This window comes from Hydrogenophaga sp. H7 (assembly GCF_002025745.1).
Lineage (GTDB): Bacteria > Pseudomonadota > Gammaproteobacteria > Burkholderiales > Burkholderiaceae_C > Hydrogenophaga > Hydrogenophaga pseudoflava.
The window spans coordinates 184,108-209,471 of record NZ_MCIC01000001.1 but is presented as its reverse complement, the minus strand read 5'-3'; the positions used below and the strand labels follow the sequence as shown (position 1 = coordinate 209,471).

24 protein-coding genes and 1 tRNA gene are annotated in these 25,364 nt (G+C 66.3%); 14 read left to right on the top strand and 11 right to left on the bottom strand.

What is annotated here, in order from left to right; all coding sequences use genetic code 11:
• Positions 1-6: 6 nt before the first annotated feature.
• Positions 7-897: a UbiA family prenyltransferase gene (locus tag BC358_RS01105; RefSeq protein ID WP_079364331.1), complete on the bottom strand. Its 891-nt coding sequence runs from the start codon at positions 895-897 to the stop codon at positions 7-9.
• 2 nt (positions 898-899) lie between these two features.
• Entirely contained in the window at positions 900-4,376 is a 3,477-nt protein-coding gene (locus tag BC358_RS22410) for a hypothetical protein (RefSeq protein ID WP_079364330.1), read from the bottom strand.
• Between the two features lie 302 nt (positions 4,377-4,678).
• Between BC358_RS22410 and BC358_RS01095 the strand changes: the two genes are divergently transcribed.
• The 8 genes from BC358_RS01095 to BC358_RS01060 all read left to right on the top strand — a co-directional run bounded on the left by BC358_RS01095 (position 4,679) and on the right by BC358_RS01060 (position 14,088).
• Positions 4,679-6,625, top strand: a complete 1,947-nt coding sequence (locus BC358_RS01095; RefSeq protein WP_079364329.1) for a long-chain fatty acid--CoA ligase — start codon at positions 4,679-4,681, stop codon at positions 6,623-6,625.
• Complete coding sequence (locus BC358_RS01090) at positions 6,622-7,407, top strand: ABC transporter ATP-binding protein (RefSeq protein WP_079364328.1); 786 nt, start codon at positions 6,622-6,624, stop codon at positions 7,405-7,407. Before BC358_RS01095 ends, BC358_RS01090 begins: the two co-directional genes overlap by 4 nt.
• A gap of 16 nt (positions 7,408-7,423) precedes the next feature.
• Positions 7,424-8,353, top strand: coding sequence for a branched-chain amino acid ABC transporter permease (locus tag BC358_RS01085; RefSeq protein WP_066153908.1), 930 nt, complete (start codon positions 7,424-7,426; stop codon positions 8,351-8,353).
• A 12-nt stretch (positions 8,354-8,365) separates the two neighbouring features.
• Positions 8,366-9,424 carry a branched-chain amino acid ABC transporter permease gene (locus BC358_RS01080; RefSeq protein WP_066153911.1) on the top strand — a complete coding sequence of 353 codons (1,059 nt, stop codon included), beginning with the start codon at positions 8,366-8,368 and terminating at the stop codon, positions 9,422-9,424.
• 50 nt (positions 9,425-9,474) lie between these two features.
• Entirely contained in the window at positions 9,475-10,806 is a 1,332-nt protein-coding gene (locus BC358_RS01075; RefSeq protein ID WP_066153915.1) for an ABC transporter substrate-binding protein, read from the top strand.
• A gap of 87 nt (positions 10,807-10,893) precedes the next feature.
• On the top strand, positions 10,894-11,706 hold the full coding sequence (locus tag BC358_RS01070; protein ID WP_066153918.1) for an ABC transporter ATP-binding protein: 813 nt from the start codon (positions 10,894-10,896) through the stop codon (positions 11,704-11,706).
• 34 nt (positions 11,707-11,740) lie between these two features.
• Positions 11,741-12,988 carry a phenylacetate--CoA ligase family protein gene (locus tag BC358_RS01065; RefSeq protein WP_079364327.1) on the top strand — a complete coding sequence of 416 codons (1,248 nt, stop codon included), beginning with the start codon at positions 11,741-11,743 and terminating at the stop codon, positions 12,986-12,988.
• Positions 12,989-13,104: 116 nt separating this feature from the next.
• Positions 13,105-14,088: a tripartite tricarboxylate transporter substrate-binding protein gene (locus BC358_RS01060; RefSeq protein WP_066153924.1), complete on the top strand. Its 984-nt coding sequence runs from the start codon at positions 13,105-13,107 to the stop codon at positions 14,086-14,088.
• Between the two features lie 91 nt (positions 14,089-14,179).
• Here the strand turns inward: BC358_RS01060 and BC358_RS01055 are convergent, their stop codons facing one another.
• Positions 14,180-14,506, bottom strand: a complete 327-nt coding sequence (locus tag BC358_RS01055) for a DUF1840 domain-containing protein (RefSeq protein ID WP_079364326.1) — start codon at positions 14,504-14,506, stop codon at positions 14,180-14,182.
• 127 nt (positions 14,507-14,633) lie between these two features.
• Here BC358_RS01055 and BC358_RS01050 point away from each other — a divergent pair, with 127 nt between their 5' ends.
• The 6 genes from BC358_RS01050 to BC358_RS01025 are packed head-to-tail and all read left to right on the top strand — an operon-like array spanning position 14,634 to position 21,639.
• Positions 14,634-17,015: a bifunctional salicylyl-CoA 5-hydroxylase/oxidoreductase gene (locus BC358_RS01050; RefSeq protein WP_079364325.1), complete on the top strand. Its 2,382-nt coding sequence runs from the start codon at positions 14,634-14,636 to the stop codon at positions 17,013-17,015.
• Positions 17,012-17,494, top strand: coding sequence for a MarR family winged helix-turn-helix transcriptional regulator (locus tag BC358_RS01045; protein WP_079364324.1), 483 nt, complete (start codon positions 17,012-17,014; stop codon positions 17,492-17,494). Before BC358_RS01050 ends, BC358_RS01045 begins: the two co-directional genes overlap by 4 nt.
• Positions 17,491-18,345: an enoyl-CoA hydratase family protein gene (locus BC358_RS01040; RefSeq protein WP_079364323.1), complete on the top strand. Its 855-nt coding sequence runs from the start codon at positions 17,491-17,493 to the stop codon at positions 18,343-18,345. The genes BC358_RS01045 and BC358_RS01040 overlap by 4 nt, the downstream gene beginning before the upstream one ends.
• Position 18,346: 1 nt before the next feature.
• Positions 18,347-19,552 carry an acyl-CoA dehydrogenase family protein gene (locus BC358_RS01035; RefSeq protein WP_079364322.1) on the top strand — a complete coding sequence of 402 codons (1,206 nt, stop codon included), beginning with the start codon at positions 18,347-18,349 and terminating at the stop codon, positions 19,550-19,552.
• Between the two features lie 13 nt (positions 19,553-19,565).
• Positions 19,566-21,224: a benzoate-CoA ligase family protein gene (locus BC358_RS01030; protein ID WP_079364321.1), complete on the top strand. Its 1,659-nt coding sequence runs from the start codon at positions 19,566-19,568 to the stop codon at positions 21,222-21,224.
• A gap of 22 nt (positions 21,225-21,246) precedes the next feature.
• Positions 21,247-21,639, top strand: a complete 393-nt coding sequence (locus BC358_RS01025) for a RidA family protein (RefSeq protein WP_066153948.1) — start codon at positions 21,247-21,249, stop codon at positions 21,637-21,639.
• A gap of 78 nt (positions 21,640-21,717) precedes the next feature.
• On the opposite strand, the gene BC358_RS01020 is transcribed toward BC358_RS01025, so the two are convergent.
• The 8 genes from BC358_RS01020 to infA all read right to left on the bottom strand — a co-directional run bounded on the left by BC358_RS01020 (position 21,718) and on the right by infA (position 25,353).
• Positions 21,718-21,794: transfer RNA gene (locus tag BC358_RS01020), tRNA-Met, on the bottom strand.
• 17 nt (positions 21,795-21,811) lie between these two features.
• Positions 21,812-22,207, bottom strand: a complete 396-nt coding sequence (rplQ, locus tag BC358_RS01015) for a 50S ribosomal protein L17 (RefSeq protein ID WP_066157198.1) — start codon at positions 22,205-22,207, stop codon at positions 21,812-21,814.
• 71 nt (positions 22,208-22,278) lie between these two features.
• On the bottom strand, positions 22,279-23,265 hold the full coding sequence (rpoA, locus tag BC358_RS01010; protein ID WP_066157201.1) for a DNA-directed RNA polymerase subunit alpha: 987 nt from the start codon (positions 23,263-23,265) through the stop codon (positions 22,279-22,281).
• Positions 23,266-23,359: 94 nt separating this feature from the next.
• Positions 23,360-23,983 (bottom strand): 30S ribosomal protein S4, encoded by a 624-nt coding sequence (rpsD, locus tag BC358_RS01005; protein ID WP_066157718.1) that lies wholly within the window; start codon positions 23,981-23,983, stop codon positions 23,360-23,362.
• 185 nt (positions 23,984-24,168) lie between these two features.
• Positions 24,169-24,573 carry a 30S ribosomal protein S11 gene (gene rpsK / locus BC358_RS01000; RefSeq protein ID WP_079364320.1) on the bottom strand — a complete coding sequence of 135 codons (405 nt, stop codon included), beginning with the start codon at positions 24,571-24,573 and terminating at the stop codon, positions 24,169-24,171.
• A 17-nt stretch (positions 24,574-24,590) separates the two neighbouring features.
• Positions 24,591-24,956: a 30S ribosomal protein S13 gene (gene rpsM / locus BC358_RS00995; RefSeq protein WP_066157205.1), complete on the bottom strand. Its 366-nt coding sequence runs from the start codon at positions 24,954-24,956 to the stop codon at positions 24,591-24,593.
• Positions 24,957-24,979: 23 nt separating this feature from the next.
• Positions 24,980-25,093, bottom strand: a complete 114-nt coding sequence (gene rpmJ / locus BC358_RS00990; RefSeq protein WP_066157211.1) for a 50S ribosomal protein L36 — start codon at positions 25,091-25,093, stop codon at positions 24,980-24,982.
• 41 nt (positions 25,094-25,134) lie between these two features.
• Positions 25,135-25,353, bottom strand: a complete 219-nt coding sequence (gene infA / locus BC358_RS00985) for a translation initiation factor IF-1 (protein WP_009514918.1) — start codon at positions 25,351-25,353, stop codon at positions 25,135-25,137.
• Positions 25,354-25,364: the final 11 nt, after the last annotated feature.

The following is a 25,364-nucleotide window of genomic DNA, read 5'->3' as shown; positions in this document are numbered from 1 at the left end:
AAGGACTCACACCAGCAGCAGCGATGTGACCATCGCCAGCCCGATGCCCGCATACAGCACACGATAGCGCACTTGCAGGCGCCGTACGCTGACATGGGGCAGGCCCTCGCGCAAGGCCTGCCAGGTCCAGAAGGCGTGCACGGGATACGCCAGGGCGACCACCGCGACCAGCGCGTCGGGCACCCTCCCCTGCAGGGCCAGCGCCACCAACAGGGCGTTGGCCAGCGTGAACAGCCCGAAGGCCATCAGGAAGCAGGCACGCCGACCAAAGCAGACGGCGTTGGTCCGGATGCCGTTGCGCGCATCGGCCTCGGCGTCGCGGACTTCCTGCGTCAGGTGCCCGGCACTGAACACCACCGCAAAGAACAGCCCGATCACGGCCCCGCCGGCGTCGATTTCCCGGAACACGGCGTACCCCATCAGGAAGTGCAGCACCCCAGTGACGAAGTGCAGCAGGGAATTGGCCAGCGGCACGCCTTTGACCGACACCTGCGGCAGCGAATACAGGGCGCTCGCCATCATCAGCAGCAGCCCCAGCAGCAGCGGCGTGCGGCCCAGCCAGGCCAGCCCGGCCATGCTGAGCACGAGCGTGAGCAGCACCAGGACACCGATTTCCCGGCGGCTGACCCCGCGCTGCAGGAACACCCGCGACGCCCGGGCAGGGTCCCGGCTGTCGTGCTCGATGCCGGCCCAGTCGTTGAGCAGGAACACATGGGCCACCAGCGCGGCATTGGCCAGCACCAGCAGCACCAGGTTCCACACACGGTCGGCGTCCAGCGCTCCGATGGCAAAAACCGCACCCAGCACCGGCGCGCCCTGGAGCACCACGATCTCGTCGTACCGGATGCTGGCGAGCAGGGCCCGGCACCGGCGCGTGCCGGTCAAGCGGATGGTCATGGTCAACCCCCGGTGCCCAGGAAGATCCGCAGCCACATCGCGTAGCCGACGTCTTCCGACCAGTACCTGCGGGACACCGAGGCGCTGAGGTCGTTGTGATAGAGCATGGGCGGGTTGTTGCGCACCGCGGCGAACCGGTCGGCGGCCAGGGCCTCCAGCAGCGGCCGCGCTTCATCGGCGGTCGGCCGGTTGGTCGACCCCGGCCCCATCCGGGCGATCAGGCGCGCGGCATCGAGCCAGACCTGCTGCTCCGGGAACTCGGCCCGCACCCTGTCGGCGGGCAGAGCCAGGTCGCAGCCATGCGCCCGCAGGTCGGGCTGGCGCATCACCGGCACCAGCGGTGCCCGGCTGTAGTAGACCCAGAGCCGGTCCTGATCGACGCTGCGGCGCAGCGCCTGGCACAGTTCGCGGGCCGCGGGCGGGTCGTCCTGCGCCAGCCACATCCACACGTGCATCTGGATGCCGATGTCCGCGGGGTTCGGGTCGGCGCCGGGGTTGAGGCACTGGTAGCCGCTTTCAGGCGACAGCCAGGTGCGGTAGAGGCCCTCTGCGGTGCGGTAGGCCCGAACACCCGCCAGCGCCCGGGGGCGCAGGGAGTGGTCGCCCGGCGCGAGGCGCCAGACCAGCGCGGTGTCGTCGGCATCGGGCGTGATGGTGCACATGCCGGTCTCGCTCGCGGCCCGTCCGCCGGGTCTGCCGTGGTAGCGCACCAGGCCGCCAGGCTCGATCTGGTCGTTCAGATGCGCACGCGCCCGGTCCAGACCGGCCGACAGGCCCTCGGGGGTGCCCTCGGCCGCCAGCAGGTCCACCATCAGGGCGGTGAGGTAGGTGTTCATTTCCTCCACCGGCCGCTCGTAGGTGGTGCCGCTGGTGTATGCCGTGAACCAGTAGCCGTCGCCCTGCTGCCGGCGGTTGATCAGCCCCACCGCCAGGCGCGCACTGCGGGAGAGCCCGTCCTCGCCCGCCACGGACCTCTCCACTGAAGCGGCGGGCGCCGTCGCCGGTTCGACGCGGATCGCCCGCAGCCCCACCACCAGCCCCCGCGGATCGCCGTTGGGCAGGGGCACGACCGTCGCACGGTCCAGTGCCAGCAGGCTCAGGAGATTGCGCCCGGCGTGCAGGCGGACACGGACCACGGCCGATGTCACGCCCTCGAAGCGGCGCTCGCCGCCCACCGGCAGGTCGTTGTGGAGCAGCATGAACCGCCGCCCCGGGACAGTCATGCCGGGGCCGGGCTCCATGTCGAACCGGAGGTCGACCTCGAGCGCCCGCCGGGACCAGAGGGCAAAACCGATCCCCTGGGCATACCCTTGTCCCAGCCACAGGAAGCCGCGCTCGTCGCCGCCGAGGTCGTTGACGGGCCAGGGGGTCTGCAGGGCCGATTCGTCCACCCCCACCTGCTCCTGCAACGCGCCCGAAACACCGATCAGGGGCGCCTCGGCCGGGGCCTCGAAGCTGCGCAAGGGTGCGTCGTTGCCTCCGGCGGCGCCGGTCACCTCGTACAGCCGTTGGCCAGCCGATCGCAGCAAGACCGGCTTCAGATCTTCCTGGGCATTGAGCCAGCGCACCATCCCGCGCGTGTCGACCGGGGGAAACCAGCGGAACAGCGCGCGTGCATCGTCCTGGATCAGCACATGGGTCACCCGCTCCGAAACGATCAGGCGGCGCATCCGCTCCTCGTCAAACGGCGCCGTTCCCCAGGGGACCACGGCGTTCGAATACCCGGTGCCAGGCGAGAACAGCGGGTAGTCGCGCACATCCTGGTGGCCCACCAGCAGCACCCGCGAACCCGGCGGCATGGCCGAACGCAGCACCTCGTCGAAGGGCTCGTTGACGTCGATGCCTGGCAGCGGATCGGTCATTGCCTGGCGCACCTCCTTTGCGAGACTCCGGACCGGCGGGTACACCGCATACACCAGCAGCAGGGCCAGCAGCCCCTGGACCAGGCGCCTGCGGGCCAGGCCGGCGGTCAGGCGCGGTGCGACTATCGCAAGCCCCAGCGGCAGCGCCAGGGCAAAAGGGCCGCAGAGAAACCGCGCGGGCACCTCGGAGTGGGCCATCCAGCGCGCGCCGAACAGCACCGCCCCCAGCAACGGAATGGCCAGCAGCGCCAGCGCGGCCACCCCGTCGAGCCGTCGGCGCGCCCTCAGGTGCCCGGCCAGCCGCCAGGCGGCGGCACCCAGCACCGGCAGCCACAGCAGCCCCCACAACGAGAACCGCGTGGCCTGTTCGGGCAGGGCGTACACGTACCGCCCCGGCCATGGACCCTCCGCCTCACCCGCCAGAGGCTGCCCGGCTCCGACCGCCGAAATGAGCCGGTTGGCGGTGGCGCTGAAGCCGGCCCGAACCTCGGGCGACCCCGGCGCGGCCGGCAACTCCAGCAGCAAGGACACGAACCGGATGGCATGGGTGTAGGCCACCTGCGGCGTGGTTTCGGCCTGCACCACCCGACGCACCTCCGGGGGCCCCATGGGGTGGTGGTAGCGGACCGTGTTGAAGGCCAGGGGAATGAGCAGGGTGCTCAGCACCCCCGCCCCCAACAGGCCTGCACCGAAGGCCTTGAGCCGCGCCCCGACGCCGGCCGCCCCGGGGGCCCACCACAGGATCAGCAGCAGGCCAGGCAGCAGCGCCGCAGGAAACGACCGCACGTTGGTGCTCAGCGCGACAAACACCCCGAGGAAGAAACAGCGCAGTCCCGGCCTGTCTGCCCCGTCGCAAAGCGTCACCGCCCAGTAGGCCAGGCCCAGCAGCGAGAGCACCGACCAGACCTCCGGCTTCAGACCCGAAGCACTGGAGACGATCAGCGGCGTCGAGACCAGGATCAGCACCCCGGCCAGCGCGGCCGTCTGCCCCAACCGGAATGCCCGCAGCAGCAGGTACTGCCCTATGGCCGCCAGCGGCAACGCCAGGCCGAACACCAGCCGACCGACCACCTCTGACTTGGTCAGCAGCACCGGCCACAGGAAGAACAGCTCGCTGCCGAAGGGCACCAGGTTCTGCCGGATGTTGTGGGTCTCGAAGGGGAATACCGTCGCGTGCTGTATCCAGTAGAGGGCCCGCGAGGCGTGGTACATCCGGTCATCGAAGTGGTACAGCGGTTCCAGCGCCTGCCGCACCAGCGCCAGCAGGAGCACACCGACGATGGCGCACAGCAGCAGCAGGCCCCAGGCCGTGAGTCCTTTGAAACTGGTGACCAGGGCGGCCCGCAGCCCCGTCCCGCCCGACAGCGACCCAGCCACGCCGCCCCGGCGCCAGCCGCCGGTGAGCGGAGCAGTGGCCGCCGCCATGAGCACCTGGAGCACGAGCCAGCCCGCGGGGGTCAGCTGGTGCGCCAGCGAGGTCAGACCGGTGATCGCACCGACCTGCAGCAGGGCGGTGCCGACGAAGATCCAGTAGCGGTCGGCTGGCGCATCGGAGAGGTGGCGGGCCCAGCGCAGGGACACCCAGGCCAGCAGGAGCAGGGAAACAGCAAAAGACATGAAGCAGGCAAGGTCAGGCGGCCGGTTCGCGTGGCGCAGCGCCGTGTTGATTCACTCCCTGGATTCCATTGCCACGGCCACTGCAGCGACCACGCCGCACCAGAACGCCCAGACTGGCGGGCACCTGACAAACATCGGCGCACCGTGCCGGATTTTCCTAGGGAAAGTCCTAGCAGGGTTGACCCCTCAATTGTCGTCGCACCGACAACATGACGTCAAACATCGGCCTACTATCCGCCCCATTGAATCAGGCGGTCACCGTCTTCCTGCCCGCTCGGCGGAAGACCCAAGGAGTCAAGCACATGCAAACCACCTTCCCCCGGCTGCTGCTGGACCACGCGACCCGGCGCCCCGACGCGCCGGCCATGCGAGAGAAGGAATACGGCATCTGGCAGACCACCAGTTGGTCGGGCATGGCCCGGCTGGTCGAGGCCATCGCCTGCGGCCTGCACCAGGCCGGCCTGACCCGCGGCGAGCACCTGGTGGTGATCGGCGCCAACCGGCCCCGCCTCTACGCCACCATGCTGGCAGCCCAATCGCTGGGCGCGATCCCCGTGCCGCTGTACCAGGACGCGGTGGCCAACGAGTGTGTGTTCCCGATCAACAACGCCGAGGTGCGCTTCGCGGTGGTGGAGGACCAGGAGCAGGTCGACAAGATGCTGGAGATCCAGCCCCAGTGCCCGCAGCTGGCGCACATCTTCTACGACGACCCGCGCGGCCTGCGCAACTACGACCAGCCCGGCCTGGGCGGCCTGGAAGAGCTGGTCGGTGCGGGTCAGGCCTTTGCCAAGGCACACCCCGGCTTCTTCCGCGAGGAGGTCGAGAAGGCGCAGCCTGGCGACGTCGCCGCCATGTTCTTCACCTCGGGCACCACCGGCAACCCCAAGGGCGTGGTCCACACCCACAGCACCCTGATCGACCGCGCGGCCGTCGGCGCGCGCTTTGACAAGCTGACCGAAAAAGACGAGGTGCTGGCCTACCTGCCGCCGGCCTGGATCGGGCAGAACATCTTCAGCTACGCCCAGTGGCTGGTGGCCGGCTACGTGGTGAACTGCCCCGAGTCGGGCGCCACCGTCACCATCGACCTCAAGGAGGTCGGCCCCACCTACTACTTCGCCCCTCCGCGCGTGTTCGAAGGCCTGCTCACCACGGTGATGATCCGCATGGAAGACGCGGGCGCGCTCAAGCGCAAGATGTTCCACGCCTTCATGGACGTGGCGCGCCGCGTCGGCCCCGCCAGGATGGACGGCAAGTCCGTGGGCTTCATGGACAACCTGAAATACGCACTGGGCAACCTGTTCGTCTACGGCCCGCTGCGCAACAGCCTGGGCATGAGCCGGGTGCGCGTGGCCTACACGGCCGGCGAGGCCATCGGCCCCGACCTGTTCAGCTTCTACCGCAGCATCGGCATCAACCTCAAGCAGCTCTACGGCTCCACCGAAACCGCCGTGTTCGTCTGCCTGCAGCCCGACCACGAGGCGCGCGCCGACACCGTGGGCGTGCCCTGTGAGGGCGTGGAGATCAAGCTCAGCGAGACCGGCGAGATCCTGGTGAAGTCGCCCGGCCTGCTCAAGGAGTACTACAAGAACCCCAAGGCCACCGAAGAGGTGCTGACCGCCGACGGCTGGTACCACACCAGCGACGCCGGCTTCATCGACGCCTCGGGCCACCTCAAGATCATCGACCGCGTGAAAGACGTGGGCCGCATCAAGGGCGGCAGCAACGACGGCGCCATGTTCGCGCCCAAGTACGTCGAGAACAAGCTCAAGTTCTTCTCGCAGATCAAGGAGGTGGTGGCCTACGGCGACCAGCGCGAGAAGGTCTGCGTGATGGTCAACATCGACTTCGAGGCCGTGGGAAACTGGGCCGAGCGCCGCAACCTGCCCTACGCCGGCTACACCGACCTGGCGCAGAAGCCCGAGGTCTATGAGCTGATCCGCGAGTGCGTGGAGAAGGTCAACGCCGACCTCAGCCGCGACACCCTGCTGGCCGGCAGCCAGATCAGCCGCTTCCTGGTGCTGCACAAAGAGCTGGACGCCGACGACGGCGAACTCACCCGCACCAACAAGGTCCGCCGCGGATTCATCGCCGAGAAGTACAGCGTGCTCGTGGACGCGCTCTACGGCGGCAAGGCCGAGCAGTACATCGAAACCCAGGTCAAGTTCGAGGACGGTCGCACCGGCAGCGTGAGCGCCACGCTGAAGATCAGCGACGCCAAGACGTTTGCACCCGTGAAAGCCGCAGCATGAGCCAGAAAACAATCGGCGACGTCATCCTCGACGTCCAGAACATCAGCCTGCGCTTCGGTGGCGTCAAGGCGCTCACCGACATCTCGTTCAACGTCAGGGAGCACGAGATCCGCGCCATCATCGGCCCCAACGGCGCGGGCAAGAGCTCCATGCTCAACTGCATCAACGGCGTCTACCAGCCGCAGGAAGGCCAGATCACCTTCCGCGGCCAGCACTTCAAGCACATGAACAGCCGCCAGGTGGCCGAGATGGGCATCGCGCGCACCTTCCAGAACCTGGCGCTGTTCAAGGGCATGAGCGTGATCGACAACATCATGACCGGCCGCAACCTGCGCATGAAGAGCAACCTGTTCCTGCAGGCGCTGCGCATCGGTCCGGCCCAGCGCGAAGAGGAGCAGCACCGCGAGTTCGTCGAGCACATCATCGACTTCCTCGAAATCCAGGCCTTCCGCAAGACCCCCGTGGGCCAGTTGCCCTACGGCCTGCAGAAGCGCGTGGACCTGGGCCGCGCCCTGGCGATGGAGCCGCAGGTGCTGCTGCTGGACGAACCCATGGCCGGCATGAACCTGGAAGAGAAGCAGGACATGAGCCGCTTCATCCTCGACGTGAACGACGAGTTCGGCACCACCATCGTGCTGATCGAGCACGACATGGGCGTGGTGATGGACATCAGCGACCGCGTGGTGGTGCTGGACTACGGCAAGAAGATCGGTGACGGCACACCCGAGGAAGTGCGCACCAACGAAGAAGTCATCAGCGCGTACCTCGGTACGAGCCACTGAACCCGGAGACGACACCATGGGATTCTTTCTCGAAACTCTCTTCGGCGGCCTGATGGCCGGCATGCTCTATTCGCTGGTGGCGCTGGGCTTCGTGCTCATCTTCAAGGCCTCGGGCGTCTTCAACTTCGCGCAGGGCGCGATGGTGCTGTTCGCCGCGCTGGCCATGGCCCGCTTCTCCCAGTGGATTCCGCAGTGGCTGGGCATCGAAAGCAAGCTGCTGGGCAATGTGCTGGCCTTCATCGTGGCGGCCGGCTGCATGTTCATCCTGGCCTGGCTGATCGAACGCCTGGTGCTGCGCCACCTGGTCAACCAGGAAGGCGTGACGCTGCTGATGGCCACGCTGGGCATCACCTACTTCCTCGATGGCCTGGGCCAGACCATCTTCGGCTCGGACATCTACCCGATCGACGTCGGCATGCCCAAGGACCCGGTGTTCCTGTTCGAGAACGTGTTCGAGGGCGGCGTGCTGGTGAACCAGGAGGACATCATCGCGGCCGTCATCGCGGCCTGCCTGGTCGCCGCGCTGTCGCTGTTCTTCCAGAAGACCAGCACCGGCCGCGCGCTGCGTGCGGTGGCCGACGACCACCAGGCGGCGCAGTCCATCGGCATCCCGCTCAATCGCATCTGGGTCATCGTCTGGTGCGTGGCCGGCATCACCGCCCTGGTGGCCGGCGTGATCTGGGGCTCCAAGCTGGGCGTGCAGTTCTCGCTCACCACCGTCGCCCTGCGCGCGCTGCCCGTGATCATCCTGGGCGGCCTGACCTCGGTGCCCGGCGCCATCATCGGCGGCCTGATCATCGGCGTGGGCGAGAAGCTCTCGGAGGTCTACCTCGGCCCCATGGTCGGCGGCGGCATCGAGATCTGGTTTGCGTATGTGCTGGCGCTCGTGTTCCTGCTGTTCAGGCCCCAGGGCCTGTTCGGCGAAAAGATCATCGACCGCGTGTAAGGAGACAAGAACATGTTCTATCGCGAAAACGGCCAGTTCAAGACCTCCTACCGCGCCGACCAGCAGATCTTCCCGATCGCACAGGACCGCTGGGCCATCCTCGCCCTCATCGCGTTCGCCTTCGTCGGCGTGCCGATGCTGGCCGACGAATACCTGTTCCGCGCCATCTTCATCCCGTTCCTGATCCTGTCGCTGGCCGCCCTGGGCGTGAACATCCTGGTGGGGTATTGCGGCCAGATCTCGCTGGGGTCGGGGGCCTTCATGGCCGTGGGCGCCTACATGGCCTACAACACCTACATCCGCATCGAAGGCATGCCACTGATCCTGGCGCTGCTGTCCGGCGGCTTCTTCGCCACGCTGGTGGGCATCTTCTTCGGCTTCCCCAGCCTGCGCGTCAAGGGGCTGTACCTGGCGGTGGCCACGCTGGCGGCGCAGTTCTTCTGCGACTGGGCCTTCCTGCGCGTGGGCTGGTTCACCAACAACAACGCGTCCGGGTCGGTGTCGGTGTCCAACCTGCAGGTGCTGGGCATGCCCATCGAGACCCCGTTGCAGAAGTACCTGTTCTGCCTGGCCTTCCTGGTGGTGTTTGCCCTGCTGGCCAAGAACCTGGTGCGCAGCTCGATCGGCCGCGAATGGATGGCCATCCGCGACATGGACGTGGCCGCTGCTGTGATCGGCATCCGCCCCAAGTACGCCAAGCTGTCGGCCTTCGCGGTGAGCTCCTTCATCGTCGGCGTGGCTGGCGCGCTCTGGGGCTTCGTGCACCTCGGGTCCTGGGAACCGGCGGCCTTCTCGATCGACCGCTCTTTCCAGCTGCTGTTCATGGTGATCATCGGCGGCATGGGTTCGATCATGGGCAGCTTCTTCGGCGCCGCCTTCATCGTGCTGCTGCCGATCTTCATCGAACGCATCAGCCTGCTGGTCGGCCTCTCGACCGCAGCCGCCGCCCACATGACCTTCATGGTGTTCGGCGCGCTCATCGTCTGGTTCCTGATCGTGGAACCCCACGGCCTGGCCAAGCTGTGGAGCATTGGCAAGCAGAAGCTTCGCCTCTGGCCTTTCCCCCATTGATTGCCTTTTCTTTCTGTGTGTGCCTGACCTGTCCTTAAGGAGACAAAGCGATGAAAGTACGTAACCTGGTTCTCTCCGTGTCGCTGGCCTGTGCCGCCCTCTCGGGCGCGGTGGTCCCGACGGCTGCCATGGCCCAGGCCAAGGAGCAGTTCTTCCCGGTGCTGGTCTACCGCACCGGTGCCTACGCCCCCAACGGGGTGCCATGGGCCAACGGCTATGTGGACTACCTCAAGCTGGTCAATGCCCGCGGTGGCATCAACGGCGTGAAGCTCAGCTTCGAAGAGTGCGAGACCGGCTATGCCACCGACAAGAGCGTGGAGTGCTATGAGCGACTGAAAGGCAAAGGCGCCACCGTGTTCCAGCCCCTGTCCACCGGCGCCACCTTTGCCTTGACCGAGAAGGCGCCGATCGACAAGATCCCGCTGATCACGGCTGGCTATGGCCGCAGCGAATCGGCCGATGGCGGTGTGTTCAAGTGGAACTTCCCGCTGGCCGGCACCTACTGGGTGGCCGCAGACGCCATCATCCAGCAGCTGGGCAAGAAGGAAGGCGGCCTGGCCAGCCTCAAAGGCAAGAAGATCGCGCTGGTCTACCACGACAGCCCCTTCGGCAAGGAACCCATTCCGCTGCTGCAGGAACGCGCTTCGCAACTGGGCTTCCAGCTGAGCCTGCTGCCCGTGACCGCCCCTGGCGTCGAGCAGAAGGCCACCTGGCTGCAGGTGCGCCAGCAGCGCCCCGACTACGTGGTGCTGTGGGGCTGGGGCGTGATGAACTCCACCGCACTGAAGGAAGCCCAGGCCACCGGCTACCCGCGCGAGAAGATGTACGGCGTGTGGTGGGCAGGTGCCGAGCCGGACGTCAAGGACGTCGGCCAGGGCGCCAAGGGCTACAACGCCGTCACGATGCAGCACGGCACGGAAAAGGGCGCCGATGTGGTCAAGGAAATCCTGTCCAAACTGCACGACAAGGGCCAGGGCACCGGACCGAAGGAAGAAGTGGGCGACGTGCTCTACATGCGCGGTCTGATGAGCGCCATGTTTGCAGTCGAAGGCGTGCGCCAGGCTCAGGAAAAGTACGGAAAGGGCAAGGTCGTGACCGCCGAGCAGGCCCGCTGGGGTTACGAGAACCTCAACCTGACACAGGCCAAGCTCGACGCCCTGGGTTTCAAGGGCGTGATGCGCCCGGTGTCCACCAGCTGCCAGGACCACATGGGCGCGAACTGGGCCCGCGTGCACACCTGGGACGGCAGCAAGTGGCAATTCACCAGCGACTGGCTGCAGGCCGATGAACAGATCATCAAGCCAATGGTCAAAGCCGCCGCCGACAAGTACGCCGCCGAGAAGAAGCTGACCCGTCGCGCCGCGTCGGACTGCGGAAGCTGATCGGTGTCACCCCTGGTCGCTGGTTCGCCAGCGACCATCTGCAAGGCCGGTGCGCCGAGCCTTGCAAATGGTCCAGAAGGAAACACCATGAGCACCAATCCCAACATCGTTCTCAACGTCAACGGCATCGAGGTCATCTACAACCACGTGATCCTCGTGCTCAAGGGCGTTTCCCTGAACGTGCCCGAAGGCAAGATCGCGGCCATCCTGGGCGGCAACGGCGCGGGCAAGACGACCACACTGCGCGCCATCTCCAACCTGCTCAAGGGCGAGCGTGGCGAGGTCACCAAGGGCAGCATCGAGCTGCGCGGCGAGCGCATCGAGAACCTGTCGCCCGCCGACCTGGTCAACCGCGGCGTGGTGCAGGTGATGGAGGGGCGCCACTGCTTCGCGCACCTGACCATCGAGGAAAACCTGATGACGGGGTCCTACACGCGCACCGACAAGGCCGAGGTCGCGCGCAACCTGGAGAAGGTCTACAACTACTTCCCGCGCCTCAAAACGCGCCGCACCTCGCAGGCGGCCTACACGTCTGGTGGCGAGCAGCAGATGTGCGCCATCGGCCGCGCGCTCATGGCCAACCCCAGCGTGGTGCTGCTGGACGAGCCCTCGATGGGCCTGGCACCGCAGATCGTGGAGGAGGTGTTCGAGATCGTGAAGGACCTGAACACCAAGGAGAAGGTCACCTTCCTGATCGCCGAACAGAACACCAACATGGCCCTGAAGTACGCCGACTACGGCTACATCATGGAAAGCGGTCGCATCGTGATGGATGGCGCCGCCGGCGACCTGCGCAACAACGAGGACGTCAAGGAGTTCTACCTGGGCATGGGCGGCGGTGAGCGCAAGTCGTTCAAGGACGTCAAGAGCTACAAGCGCCGCAAGCGCTGGCTGGCCTGATCCCGCATCCCATCAACCCGAGGCTTCCTACACCATGAGCGAACACTTCGACGCCCTGGAAACCCGATCCCCTGCCGAGCGCGAGGCGGCGCAGATGGCCGCGCTGCCGGGGCAGCTGGCCCACGCCAGGCAGAACAGCGCGGCATTTGCCGACATCCTGCGCGACATCGACGTGTCGGGCATCAACAACCGCACCGCCCTGACGCGCATCCCGGTCACGCGCAAGAGCGAGCTGCTGGAGCGCCAGAAGGCCAAGCGGCAGCACGACGCCTTCGGCGGTTTCTCGGCCCTGGTGCGCGGCCCGGCCATGTCGCGCATCTTCGCCAGCCCGGGTCCCATCTACGAACCCGAGGGCGCGGGCAAGGACTACTGGCGCGCCGGCCGCGCGCTGTTCGCCGCAGGCTTCCGCGCCGGCGACCTGGTGCACAACAGCTTCAGCTACCACATGACCCCGGGCGCCTTCATCCTGGAATCGGGCGCACATGCGGTGGGCTGCACCGTGTTCCCCGGTGGTGTCGGGCAGACCGAGCAGCAGCTCGAAGCCATGGTCGACCTCAAGCCCAATGCCTACACCGGCACGCCCAGCTTCCTGCGCATCCTGCTGGAGAAGGCGGCCGAGGCCGGCATCGCCCTGCCGAGTCTGACCAAGGCCTCGGTGGGCGGCGAGGCCTGCCCGCCCAGCCTGACGGCCTGGTTCAAGGAGCGCGGCGTCGACGTCTACCAGACCTACGCCACCGCCGACCTGGGCCTGGTGGCCTACGAGACGCCCTCGCGCGAAGGGCTGGTGCTGGACGAGAGCGTGATCGTCGAGATCGTGCGCCCCGGCACCGGCACACCGGTGGACGAAGGCGAGGTGGGCGAACTGGTGGTGACCACGCTCAACACCGCCTACCCGCTGGTCCGCTTCGGCACTGGCGACCTCTCGGCCATCCTGCCGGGCCAGTGCCCCACCGGCCGCACCGCACCACGCATCAAAGGATGGATGGGCCGCGCCGACCAGACCACCAAGATCAAGGGCATGTTCGTACACCCCTCGCAGGTGGCCGAAATCACCCGTCGCTTCCCCGAGGTGAAGAAGGCCCGGCTGGTGGTGAGCGGCGAGATGGCCAGTGATGCCATGTGCCTCCAGGTGGAAGCCACCGAAGTCGGCGACGGCCTTCGCGAGCGCATCGAGACCGCAATCCGGGAGGTGACCAAGCTGCGCGGCGACGTGCAGGTGGTGCGCCCCGGCAGCCTGCCCAACGACGGCAAGGTGATCGAAGACGCACGCAGCTACAAGTGAGCGCAGGCGCCTCAGTCAAAGGGTTTCCACCGAGGCCTGGCTAAGTAATTTCCGCCATGACCGGCGCTGTGTGGCGCACTACCATGCGATTCTGAACATCCCATAGGAGCACCCACATGAAGAAGATCCTGGCCTTTGCCCTGACCGCCGCCGTTTCGGCCGGCGCATTTGCCCAAGGCTTCCCCAGCAAGCCCATCACCCTGGTGGTGCCCTTTGCCGCTGGTGGCCCCACCGACCTGGTGGCCCGCCAGCTCGCCGAAGCCATGCGCAAGCCGCTGGGCGGCGCTTCGGTCGTGGTCGAGAACGCCGCCGGCGCCGGCGGCACCATCGGTGCCGCCAAGGTGGCCCGCGCCGCGCCGGACGGCCACACCCTGCTGGTCTGGCACATCGGCATGGCCGCCACCGCCAGCCTCTACCGCAAGCTGCCCTACAAGCCGCTGGAGGACTTCGAGTACCTGGGCATGATCAACGACGTGCCGATGACGCTGCTGGGCTCGCCCAAGCTGCCCGCCGCCACCTACCGCGACTTCGAGAACTACATCCGCGCCAACGGTGGCAAGCTGAACCTGGCCCACGCCGGTCTGGGTTCCGCCTCGCACCTGTGCGGCCTGATGTGGCAGTCCGCGGTCAAGCTGGACAAGGCCATGACCACCATCGCCTACCGCGGCACGGGCCCGGCCATGAACGACCTGATCGGCGGCCAGGTGGACGTGATGTGCGACCAGACCACCAACACCACCGCGCAGATCGAAGGCGGTCGTGTCAAGGCTTTCGCTGTCACCACAGCCAAGCCGCTGTCCGGCCACAAGCTGCTCAAGGACTACCCGTCGCTGCAGGAAATGGGCCTCAAGGGCTTCAACCTGACCATCTGGCACGCCATGTACGCACCGAAGGGCACGCCGGCGGATGTGCAGAAGAAGCTCAACGACGCTCTGCAGGTCGCGCTGAAGGACCCGGACTTCGTCAAGAAGCAGGCCGAGCTGGGCGCTCTGGTGGTCACCGACAACCGCGTGACCCAGGCTGGTCACAAGGCCTTCGTTGCCAGCGAAATCACCAAGCTCAAGACCGCAATCGACGCTGCCGGCGAATTCGCCGACTGACCATCCGGGACCGGGCCGCCAGCCCGGCCAACGAACGACAGCCCGCTGATGCGGGCTGTTTCGTTTCCGGGGCCCGGGGGGCTTGGAGGCGTCAAACGCCCCAGACGATCTCCACCTCGGCCTTGGCGCAGCGCTGGAGCATCTCGATGAACGGCGCGCTGCGCATGCGCAGGCTGACCGCCTCGAACTGCGGCGCCGGTTCGCCCTTGGCCAGCGCCTCTTCCTTCATCTGCTGCTGCGCCGCTTCTTCGGCCTGCACCGCGGCGCGCAGGGCGGCGATGGCGCCAGGCATTTCCTCGGGCCGGATGATGCCGGAGGACGAAGCATCCTTGCCCAGGATGTCCAGGATGTGCTTGCCGCTGGGCGCCAGCATCACCAGATCGCCGGTTTCGCGGGACTTGAATCGGTACAGGGACATTCGGGACTCCTCCACTGAGAACACTGCACAGCATTCTTGCACCGTTCGGCGGGAAGCCCGTCCGCCCCTTCCCCCCTGCGGGTTAACCCGGTTGTTCGCATTTAGTTCAAGCCTAAACTAATCAGGCATGAACACACCCACTCCTGCGCTGCGGCGCATCCTGTGCATCGGTGGCGGCCCGGCGGGCCTGTACTTTGGTCTGCTGATGAAGCGGCGCTTCCCGGCGCTGGAGGTGACCGTGGTCGAGCGCAACCGGCCCTACGACACCTTCGGCTGGGGCGTCGTGTTCTCCGACCAGACCCTGGTCAACCTGCGCCGGGCCGACCCCGAGACCGCGCAGGCCATGCAGGACGCCTTCAACCACTGGGACGACATCGAGGTGTTCTACAAGGGCGCCAGCGTGCGCTCCGGTGGCCACGGCTTCATCGGCATCGGCCGCAAGCGCCTGCTCAACATCCTGCAGGAACGCTGCGAGGCCCTGGGCGTGAAGCTGGTCTTCGAGACCGATGTCACAGACGACCAGGCGCTCGCTCAGCAGTACGGCGCCGACCTGGTGATCGCCAGCGACGGCCTGAACAGCCGCATCCGCACGCGCTACGAAAGCACCTTCCAGCCCGACATCGACACCCGGCTGTGCCGCTTCGTCTGGCTGGGTACGAAGAAGACCTTCGACGCCTTCACCTTCGCCTTCGAACAGACCGAGCACGGCTGGTTCCAGGCCCACGCCTACAAGTTCGACGACGAAACCTCGACCTTCATCGTCGAGACGCCCGAACCGGTGTGGAAGGCGCACGGCATCGAAGACATGAGCCAGGAGGAAGGCGTCGCGTTCTGCGAGAAGCTGTTCGCCAAATACCTCGACGGCAACGCCCTGATCAGCAACGCCAAGCACCTGCGCGGCTCGGCCAACTGGATCCGCTTCCCGCGCGTGATCTGCAACACCTGGGTGCACTGGCAGGACATCGCCGGCAAGCAGACCCCGATCGTGCTGATGGGCGACGCCGCCCACACCGCCCACTTCTCCATCGGCAGCGGCACCAAGCTGGCGCTGGAAGACGCGATCGACCTGGCCAACGAGTTCACAGACAACGCCGGCGCCGACATGGCCACCGTGCTGCAGGGCTACGAGGCCCGACGCAGCGTCGAGGTGCTCAAGATCCAGAACGCCGCACGCAACTCCACCGAGTGGTTCGAACATGTGGACCGCTACACCGGCATGGAGATCCAGCAGTTCGCCTACTCGCTGCTCACGCGCAGCCAGCGCATCAGCCACGAGAACCTGCGCCTGCGCGATGCGAAGTGGCTCGAAGGCTACGAAGACTGGTTGCAGTCCCGCGCCGGCGGCCGCAGCGCCGGTGGCAAGCCCACTCCGCCCATGCTGCTGCCGCTCAAAGTGCGCGGCGTTGAACTCAAGAACCGCATCGTCGTCTCCCCGATGGCGCAGTACAAGGCGCAGGACGGCGTGGTCGGCGACTGGCACCTGATGCACCTGGGCGCGCGCGCCGTGGGCGGCGCTGCGCTGGTGATGGTCGAGATGACCAGCCCGACGCCGGAGGGCCGCATCACCCCCGGCTGCCCCGGCCTGTGGAACGACGCGCAGCAGGCCGCGCTGGCCCGCATCGTGGACTTTGCGCGCCAGAACGGTGGCGCCAGGATGGGTCTGCAGCTCGGTCACAGCGGCCCCAAAGGCTCGACACAGCTCGGCTGGGAGGCGATGGACGAGCCACTGGCCACGGGCAACTGGCCGCTGCTGTCGGCCAGCGCCCTGCCCTATGGTCAGCAGAACCAGGTCCCGAAGGCCATGACCCGCGCCGACATGGACGCGATGACCGCAGCCTTCGTCGAGTCCACACAACGCGCCGCAGCGGCCGGCTTCGACTGGCTGGAGCTGCACTGCGCGCACGGCTACCTGCTCTCGGCCTTCATCTGCCCGCTGACCAACCAGCGCAGCGACGGGTACGGCGGTTCACTGGAGAACCGCTGCCGCTACCCGCTCGAAGTTTTTGCGGCGATGCGCGCCGCCTGGCCCGCCGACAAACCCATGAGCGTGCGCATCTCGGCGCACGACTGGGCACCCGGCGGCAACACACCCGACGACGCGGTCGCCATCGCGCGACTGTTCAAGGCCGCCGGCTGCGACGTGATCGACGTGTCGTCCGGCCAGACCACGCGGCAGGCCAAGCCGGTCTACGGCCGCATGTACCAGACACCGTTTGCCGACCGCATCCGCAACGAGGTCGACATCCTCACCATGGCCGTCGGAGCGATCAGCGAGGCCGACCACGCCAACAGCATAATCGGCGCCGGCCGCGCCGACCTCTGCGCCGTGGCCCGCCCCCACCTGGCCGACCCGGCCTGGACGCTGCACGAAGCCGCCAAGCTGCAGACCCGCGCCATCGACTGGCCCCTGCCCTACCTCAGCGGCCGCGACCAGCTCTACCGCGAGATCGCGCGCCAGCAGGCCCTTCAAGGCACGGTCGTCACCCAGGACCCGGCCGAAACCTCATGACCACCATCGACACCCTCGACCTCGAAGCCCGCGCCCACAGCGAACACGCGCAGGAGCTGCGGCTGTGGCTGCGCCTGCTGGCCTGCTCGCAGCTGATTGAAAAACGCGTTCGCACCGGCCTGCGCGAGCAGTTCGACACCACGCTGCCGCGTTTCGACCTCATGGCCCAGCTCGAACGGCACCCAGAAGGCCTGAAGATGAAGGAGCTGTCGCAGCGCCTCATGGTCACCGGCGGCAACGTCACCGGCATCACCGACCAGCTGGTGGCCGAGGGTCTGGTGGAGCGCGTGGGCGTCGAGGGCGACCGCCGCGCCTTCCTCGTGCGCCTCACCCCCGCCGGACGCAGCGCCTTCGAGCGCATGGCCGTGCAGCACGAGCAATGGATCGTGCAGGCCTTCGAAGGCCTCGGCCCCAAGGATCTGGACCACCTGCACAAGCTGCTCGGCAAGGTGAAGCAGCACCAACTGGACCTCGAATGAAACACCCCATCCCCGACCACAACCCCATGCGCGGCCAGTACAGCGCCATGGCCACCACCACGCCCACCCACTTCGCGCTCAGCGTGCAGGACGGTGTGGCCACCGTCACACTCAACCGGCCTGAGCGCAAGAACCCGCTGACCTTCGACTCCTACGCCGAGCTGCGCGACTGGTTCCTGGGCCTGCAGCGCGCGACCGACATCAAGTCGGTGGTGGTCACCGGCGCGGGCGGCAACTTCTGCTCCGGCGGCGACGTGCACGAAATCATCGGTCCGCTGACGAAGATGACCATGCCCGAGCTGCTGGCCTTCACCCGCATGACGGGCGCGCTGGTCAGCGCCATGCGCGCCTGTCCGCAGCCCATCGTGGCCGCGCTGGATGGCGTCTGCGCCGGCGCGGGCGCGATGATGGCGCTGGCCTCGGACCTGCGTCTGGGCACGCCCGCGGCCACGGTCGCCTTCCTGTTCACCCGCGTCGGCCTGGCCGGCGCCGACATGGGCGCCTGCGCCCTGCTGCCGCGCATGATCGGCCAGGGCCGCGCGAGCGAACTGCTGTTCACCGGCCGTGCCATGAGCGCGCAAGAAGGCCACGCCTGGGGCTTCTTCAACGCGCTGCACGAAAGCGAAGTCCTGCTGCCGGCTGCGCACAAGCTGGCGTCGCAGCTGGCGCAAGGCCCGACCTTCGCCCACGGCATGACCAAGACCATGCTGCACCAGGAATGGGCCATGACGCTGGACCAGGCCATCGAGGCCGAAGCGCAGGCCCAGGCCATCTGCATGCAGACGCAGGACTTCCGCCGGGCGTACGAAGCGTTCGCAGCGAAACAAAGACCCGTCTTTGAAGGGGACTGAAATGGTCGCCTTCGAACACCCCCATCCGCACGGCGCGCTGGCCCCCACCGCGCACCTGGAGCTGCCCTTCTTCGAGGATGCGCACCGGGCGCTGGCCAACGGCCTGGTGGCCTGGGCGCGCGAACAGCGCGTCGATGAAACCGACGACCGCGCCGCCTGCAAGGACTGGGTGCGGCGCCTGGGCGCGGCAGGCTGGCTGCGCTACTGTGTGCCCGAAGCGCATGGCGGCGCCCTGCCCGCGCTCGATTCGCGCGCGCTGGTCATCCTGCGCGAGACGCTCGCCTTCCACTCGCCACTGGCCGACTTTGCATTCGCCATGCAAGGGCTGGGCAGCGGCGCCATCACGCTGGCCGGCACGCCCGCACAGAAGGCCGCCTACCTGCCCGCCGTCGCCGCAGGCGAGAAGATCGCCGCCTTCGCCCTGAGCGAGCCCGAGGCCGGCTCCGACGTGGCCGCCATGGCGCTGCGTGCCACGCCTTCTGCCGCCGGCTGGGAATTGAACGGCCAGAAGACCTGGATCAGCAACGGTGGCATGGCCGACTTCTATGTCACCTTCGCCAAGACCGAACCCGATGCCGGCGCGCGCGGCATCAGCGCCTTCATCGTCGACGCCGACACTGCGGGCCTGGACAGCAGCGCCCACATCCAGGTGATGGCACCGCACCCGCTGGCCACGCTCACCTTCAGTGGCTGCACCGTTGCGCAGGAAGCGTTGCTGGGCAACGCCAACGGAGGTTTCAAGCTCGCCATGCAGACGCTCGACATCTTCCGCGCCTCAGTTGCCGCTGCTGCCCTGGGCATGGCGCGCCGCGCCTTCGCCGAAGCGGTGGCGCACGCCAAGCAACGCAAGATGTTCGGCCAGACCCTGGGGGACTTCCAGCTCACGCAGGCACGGCTGGGCGAGATGGGCGCGCTCATCGACGCTGCCGCGATGCTCACCTATCGCGCCGCCTGGCTGCGCGACCGCAGCTCCTCCTGCGGCGCCGGCACACCGGCTTACACCGCGGCGGCGGCGGCGGCCAAGCTCACGGCCACCGAGAACGCGCAGAAGGTCATCGACATGGCATTGCAGATGTTCGGCGGCCGCGGCGTGCAGGTGGGCACCGTGGTGGAACACCTGTACCGCGACATCCGCTCGCTGCGCATCTACGAGGGTGCGAGCGAAGTGCAACTGCTCATCCTCGGCAAACACGCCCTGAAGGCCTGAACCGGAGACCCGCATGGCCCAACACCCTTCCGCCCAGACCGACCGGTTCGTGCACGACCGCCTGCCACCACCGGACCATTGGCCCGAGTTGCGCTACGACCTGCCAGAACTGCAGGCGCTGCCCCAACAGCTCAACGTGGTGCAGGCGCTGTTCGACCGCGCCTTCGCCGCCGGCCACGCGGACCGACCGCTGTTCCGCAGCGACGAACGCACCCTGAGCTACGCCCAGGCCCGTGCCGAGGTGAACCGGTTCGCCAACGTGCTCGCCGGCCTGGGCCTGCAGCCGGGCAACCGCGTGCTGCTGCGCGGCGGCAACTCCATCGCCATGGCGCTGGCCTGGCTGGCCGTGGTGCAGAGCGGCCTGATCGCGGTGGCCACCATGCCGCTGCTGCGCGCCACCGAGCTCAAGAGCATCATCGACAAGGCCCAACCATCGGCCGCGCTGTGCGACGTGAAGCTGCAGGACGAGCTCAAGGCTGCGCTGGCGCAAGGCCCGGACACGGCCACCATGCCGCTGTGTCTGTTCAATACCGGCGACGCCGCGGTGGTGCTGGACCATTCTCTTGAAGCGCTGGCCCGCCACGCCAGCGACCAGGCCGCGCCCTGCCCCACCAGCGCCGACGACATCGCGCTGCTGGCCTTCACCTCTGGCACCACCGGCAGCCCGAAAGCGGCGGTGCACACCCACCGCGACGTGCTGGCCGCCTGCGAAACCTGGCCGCGCCATGTGCTGCGCGCCACCCCCGACGACATCGTCATCGGCTCGCCGCCACTGGCTTTCACCTTTGGTCTGGGCGGCCTGCTGGTGTTCCCCATGTGGGCCGGCGCCTCGGTGTACTTCCCGAGCATCCCGTACACCCCCGAGGCCATGGTGAAGCTGATCGGCCAGGTCGGCGCCACCATCTGCTATACCGCGCCTACTTTCTATCGGCAGATGGCGGCGTTCGCGAAGCAGCACGGCATTGGCCGATTGCGTCTCAGCGTCAGCGCCGGCGAGGGCCTGCCCGACGCGACACGCCAGCTGTGGAAGGAGGCGAGTGGGCTGGAGATGCTGGACGGCATCGGCGCCACCGAGATGTTCCACATCTTCATCTCGGCCGCGCCTGAGGATGTGAAGCGGGGCGCCATCGGGCGTGTGGTGCCGGGCTACGAAGCCAAGATCGTCGACGAACAGGGCAACGACCTGCCACGCGGCCAGGTCGGCCGGCTGGCCATCAAAGGGCCGACGGGCTGCAAGTACCTGGACGACGCCCGCCAGTCGAACTACGTGGAAGGCGGCTGGAATTTCCCCGGCGACGCCTTCCTGCAGGACGAAGATGGGTATTTCATCTACCAGGCGCGCACCGACGACATGATCATCACCGCCGGCTACAACGTGGCTGGGCCCGAGGTAGAGGCCGCGCTGCTGCAGCACCCGGCGGTGGCCGAATGCGGCGTGGTCGGCAAGGCCGACGATGAGCGCGGCATGATCATCCTCGCCTACGTGGTGCTCAAGCCCGGTCAGGCGGCCGACGCCGACCAGGTGAAGACCCTGCAGGATCACGTCAAGCACACGCTGGCGCCCTACAAATACCCGCGCGAGGTGCGCTTCGTCAGTTCGTTGCCTCGCACCGAAACCGGCAAGCTGCAGCGCTTCGCGCTGCGCAAGATGGCCTCCGAGGCCGTGACCTGAACTTCAAGAAAGACCCGTCCCCATGCAATTCCTGCAACCGCCCGGCTGGGCCATCCCCAAGGGCTACGCGAACGGCGTGGCCACCCGAGGCACCCTCGTCTTCGTTGGAGGCCAGATCGGCTGGAACGGTGAACAGCAGTTCGAAAGCGACGACTTCATCGACCAGACCAGGCAGGCCCTGCAGAACGTTCACGCGGTACTGTCCTGTGCAGGCGCCGGCCCCGAGCACATGGTTCGTATGACCTGGTACATCACCGACCGCGACGAGTACAACAGCCGCCTGCGCGAGTTGGGGACCGCATACCGCGAAGTGATGGGCAAGTGCTTCCCGGCCATGACCTGCGTGGAGGTCAGTCGGCTGGTGGAAGCGCGTGCCAGGGTCGAGATCGAGGTCACTGCGGTGGTGCCGGACTAAACCAGGAACCGCAAAAGAGCCACAAACAAAAAAGCCCGCAACTGCGGGCTTTTTGAGGAACTCTGGTTAGTTCCGGATTGGTTGCGGAGGCAAGATTTGAACTTGCGACCTTTGGGTTATGAGCCCAACGAGCTACCAGGCTGCTCCACTCCGCGTCAAGCCTTGTATTCTATCACGCTTTTGCGTCGTCGGCGGCAGGTGCAGCATCTTCTGCACGATCCACCAGTTCGACCAAGGCCATGGGAGCGTTGTCGCCCACGCGGAAGCCCATCTTCAAGATGCGGGTGTAGCCACCAGGACGGGCCTTGAAGCGCGGGCCCAGTTCGTCGAACAGCTTGACGACCACATCGCGGTCGCGCAGGCGGTTGAAGGCCAGGCGGCGGTTGGCCACGGTGGCTTCCTTGGCCAGAGTGATCATGGGCTCGACCACGCGGCGCAGTTCCTTGGCCTTGGGCAGGGTGGTCTTGATGACTTCGTGCGTGAGCAGCGAGTTCATCATGTTGCGCAGCATCGCCTGGCGGTGCTCGCTGGTGCGGTTGAGTTTGCGAAGTCCGTGTCCGTGACGCATGGTGATTTCCTTTCAGTGTTTTGCCCCCAGCCGGATCAGGTACTGGGGGTTCGTCAGACGTTGATGACGGTTCAGTGCTTGTCGAGACCAGCCGGCGGCCAGTTCTCGAGCTTCATGCCCAAGGTCAGGCCGCGCGAAGCGAGCACTTCCTTGATTTCGTTGAGCGACTTGCGGCCCAGGTTGGGGGTCTTGAGCAGCTCGTTCTCGGTGCGCTGGATCAGGTCACCGATGTAGTAGATGTTCTCCGCCTTGAGGCAGTTGGCCGAACGAACAGTGAGTTCGAGTTCGTCCACAGGACGCAACAGGATGGGGTCGAACTGCTGCGAGCTGCGTTGTGCAGGCTGATCGAACGCCGACAACTCCACGCCTTCCAGCTGGGCAAACACCGCCAGCTGCTCGACCAGAATCTTGGCCGATGCGCGCACAGCTTCCTCGGGACCGATGGAGCCATTGGTCTCGATCTCCAGAACCAGTTTGTCCAGGTCGGTGCGCTGTTCAACGCGGGCGCTCTCGACGGTGTAGCTCACACGCTTGACCGGGGAGAACGAGGCGTCCAAGACGATGCGGCCCAGCGAACGCGAAGCGTCGTCGTTGCGGCGCAGGCTGCCCGGCACATAGCCACGGCCTTTTTCCACCTTGATCTGCATGTCCAGTTTGGCACCGGCAGACAGCGTTGCGATCACGTGGCCAGGATTGACGATTTCGACGTCGTGCGGGGTCTGGATGTCGGCGGCAGTGACCACACCCTCACCGTCTTTGCGGAGGCTCAGGGTGACCTCGTCACGGTTGTGCAGCTTGAAAACCACGCCCTTGAGGTTCAGGAGCATGTTCACGACGTCTTCCTGGACGCCGTCAATGGATGAGTACTCGTGCACCACACCAGCGATCGTCACTTCGGTCGGCGCGTGGCCCACCATCGACGACAACAGCACACGGCGCAGGGCGTTGCCCAGTGTGTGGCCGTAGCCGCGCTCGAAAGGCTCCAGCGTCACCTTGGCGCGGTTGGTCGAGACTTGCTCGACATTGATGGTCTTGGGCTTGAGCAGATTGTTCAGCATTCAAACTTCCTTCAGTTCCCTCGGCTCGTTACACCGATAAGGCAGACGGAGCATGGCCCGGCCTCGCCAGAAACGACGACGACCGGGAACGAAATTAACGCGAGTACAGTTCGACGATCAGCGATTCGTTGATCTCTGCACCGAACTCGTCACGGTCCGGCGTCTTCTTGAAGACACCTTCGACCTTGTCGGCCGAGACCTCCACCCATGCGGGGAAGCCAATCTGCTTGGCCAACTCCAGGGCTTCAATCACGCGGGCCTGCTTCTTCGACTTCTCGCGCACGGCGATCACATCACCGGGCTTGACCGAGTAGGAAGGAATGTTCACCGGGCTGCCATTGACGGTGATGGCTTTGTGCGACACGATCTGGCGGGCTTCGGCACGGGTGGATGCAAAACCCATGCGGAACACCACGTTGTCCAGGCGCGATTCCAACAGGAACAGCAGGTTGGCGCCGGTGTTGCCACGACGGCGGTCCGCCTCGGCAAAGTAGCGGCGGAACTGGCGCTCCAGCACGCCGTAGGTGCGCTTGACCTTCTGCTTTTCACGCAGCTGCAGACCGAAGTCGGAGGTGCGCTGGCCAGAGGTACGGCCGTGCTGGCCGGGCTTGGAGTCGAACTTTGCCTTGTCGCTGATGGAACGGCGTGCGCTCTTGAGCAACAGGTCGGCGCCTTCACGGCGGGAAAGTTTGGCCTTGGGGCCGAGGTAACGTGCCACGTTGGGTTCCTTGTTGATAGTCTGCCGCAACCCACACCAGCCGGTGTCATTGCGGGAGCTCTTCCCTGACGGGAGAAGCGGTGGGCTTAGCAAAAATGCCACCGCAGGCGACTGCGGTGGCGCTCAAAAAAGCTTTTGATTGTAGCGCTTTCCTATCCTCCGTCACAGAGGCAGGAAGCGACCCATCAGATGCGGCGGCGCTTCTGAGGGCGGCAACCGTTGTGCGGCACGGGCGTCACATCGGAAATCGAGTTGATGCGGATGCCCAAGGCACCCAAGGCGCGCACGGACGATTCACGGCCAGGACCCGGGCCCTTGATCTCGACGTCCAGGTTCTTGATGCCTTGTTCAATGGCGGCGCGACCAGCCACTTCCGAGGCCACCTGAGCAGCGAACGGGGTGGACTTGCGCGAGCCCTTGAAGCCCTGACCACCCGACGAAGCCCACGACAGTGCATTGCCCTGACGGTCGGTGATGGTGATGATGGTGTTGTTGAAGGACGCGTGCACGTGCGCGATGCCGTCCGCCACGTTCTTGCGGACTTTCTTGCGGACGCGGGCGGCTGCCGAACTGTTGGGAGCTTTAGCCATGTTTCTCTTTCAACCGATTATTTCTTGAGCGACTGGGCGGCCTTGCGGGGACCCTTGCGCGTGCGGGCGTTGGTCTTGGTGCGTTGACCACGAACCGGCAGACCGCGGCGGTGCCGGAAGCCACGGTAGCAACCGATGTCCATCAGACGCTTGATGTTCATCGTGGTCTCGCGACGCAGGTCACCTTCAATGGTGAAGGTGCCGACCTGATCGCGCACCTTCTCGAGTTCCGCGTCGGTCAGGTCCTTGATCTTCTTGCTGTAGTCGATGCCACAGGCTTCGCAGATCTTGCGAGCGCGGGTGCGACCGATACCGAAGATTGCCGTCAGGCCGATCTCGGCGTGTTTGTGCGGCGGGATGTTGATGCCTGCAATACGAGCCATGTTGGTTCCTCTGAACTTCCGAATCAGCCTTGACGCTGCTTGTGGCGCGGGTCGGTGCAGATGACTCGCACGACACCTTTGCGCTTGATGATCTTACAGTTGCGGCACATTTTCTTGACCGAAGCCGAAACTCGCATAGTCTTCTCCTAGATATTCCAAAACATTCAATGTCGACTGGTCACTTCGCCCGGAACACGATTCGTGCTCTGGTCAGGTCATAGGGAGTCAACTCCACCTTGACCTTGTCGCCGGGGAGGATCCGGATGTAGTGCATCCGCATCTTGCCGGAGATGTGCCCGAGCACCACATGTCCGTTTTCCAGTTTGACCCGGAAGGTTGCGTTCGGGAGGTTTTCAACCACCTCCCCCTGCATTTCAATCACATCGTCTTTGGCCATACGACAGCGCC

Coding starts and splice junctions, on each gene's coding strand:
- BC358_RS22410 (WP_079364330.1), bottom strand. CDS start 4,376: ATGTCTTTTGCTGTTTCCCTGCTCCTGCTGGCCTGGGTGTCCCTGCGC.
- BC358_RS01105 (WP_079364331.1), bottom strand. CDS start 897: ATGACCATCCGCTTGACCGGCACGCGCCGGTGCCGGGCCCTGCTCGCC.
- BC358_RS01040 (WP_079364323.1), top strand. CDS start 17,491: ATGAAACACCCCATCCCCGACCACAACCCCATGCGCGGCCAGTACAGC.
- BC358_RS01070 (WP_066153918.1), top strand. CDS start 10,894: ATGAGCACCAATCCCAACATCGTTCTCAACGTCAACGGCATCGAGGTC.
- BC358_RS01055 (WP_079364326.1), bottom strand. CDS start 14,506: ATGTCCCTGTACCGATTCAAGTCCCGCGAAACCGGCGATCTGGTGATG.
- BC358_RS01035 (WP_079364322.1), top strand. CDS start 18,347: ATGGTCGCCTTCGAACACCCCCATCCGCACGGCGCGCTGGCCCCCACC.
- BC358_RS01095 (WP_079364329.1), top strand. CDS start 4,679: ATGCAAACCACCTTCCCCCGGCTGCTGCTGGACCACGCGACCCGGCGC.
- BC358_RS01030 (WP_079364321.1), top strand. CDS start 19,566: ATGGCCCAACACCCTTCCGCCCAGACCGACCGGTTCGTGCACGACCGC.
- rpmJ (WP_066157211.1), bottom strand. CDS start 25,093: ATGCGAGTTTCGGCTTCGGTCAAGAAAATGTGCCGCAACTGTAAGATC.
- rplQ (WP_066157198.1), bottom strand. CDS start 22,207: ATGCGTCACGGACACGGACTTCGCAAACTCAACCGCACCAGCGAGCAC.
- rpsM (WP_066157205.1), bottom strand. CDS start 24,956: ATGGCTCGTATTGCAGGCATCAACATCCCGCCGCACAAACACGCCGAG.
- rpsK (WP_079364320.1), bottom strand. CDS start 24,573: ATGGCTAAAGCTCCCAACAGTTCGGCAGCCGCCCGCGTCCGCAAGAAA.
- BC358_RS01060 (WP_066153924.1), top strand. CDS start 13,105: ATGAAGAAGATCCTGGCCTTTGCCCTGACCGCCGCCGTTTCGGCCGGC.
- BC358_RS01085 (WP_066153908.1), top strand. CDS start 7,424: ATGGGATTCTTTCTCGAAACTCTCTTCGGCGGCCTGATGGCCGGCATG.
- BC358_RS01065 (WP_079364327.1), top strand. CDS start 11,741: ATGAGCGAACACTTCGACGCCCTGGAAACCCGATCCCCTGCCGAGCGC.
- BC358_RS01025 (WP_066153948.1), top strand. CDS start 21,247: ATGCAATTCCTGCAACCGCCCGGCTGGGCCATCCCCAAGGGCTACGCG.
- BC358_RS01050 (WP_079364325.1), top strand. CDS start 14,634: ATGAACACACCCACTCCTGCGCTGCGGCGCATCCTGTGCATCGGTGGC.
- BC358_RS01080 (WP_066153911.1), top strand. CDS start 8,366: ATGTTCTATCGCGAAAACGGCCAGTTCAAGACCTCCTACCGCGCCGAC.
- BC358_RS01045 (WP_079364324.1), top strand. CDS start 17,012: ATGACCACCATCGACACCCTCGACCTCGAAGCCCGCGCCCACAGCGAA.
- rpoA (WP_066157201.1), bottom strand. CDS start 23,265: ATGCTGAACAATCTGCTCAAGCCCAAGACCATCAATGTCGAGCAAGTC.
- BC358_RS01075 (WP_066153915.1), top strand. CDS start 9,475: ATGAAAGTACGTAACCTGGTTCTCTCCGTGTCGCTGGCCTGTGCCGCC.
- BC358_RS01090 (WP_079364328.1), top strand. CDS start 6,622: ATGAGCCAGAAAACAATCGGCGACGTCATCCTCGACGTCCAGAACATC.
- infA (WP_009514918.1), bottom strand. CDS start 25,353: ATGGCCAAAGACGATGTGATTGAAATGCAGGGGGAGGTGGTTGAAAAC.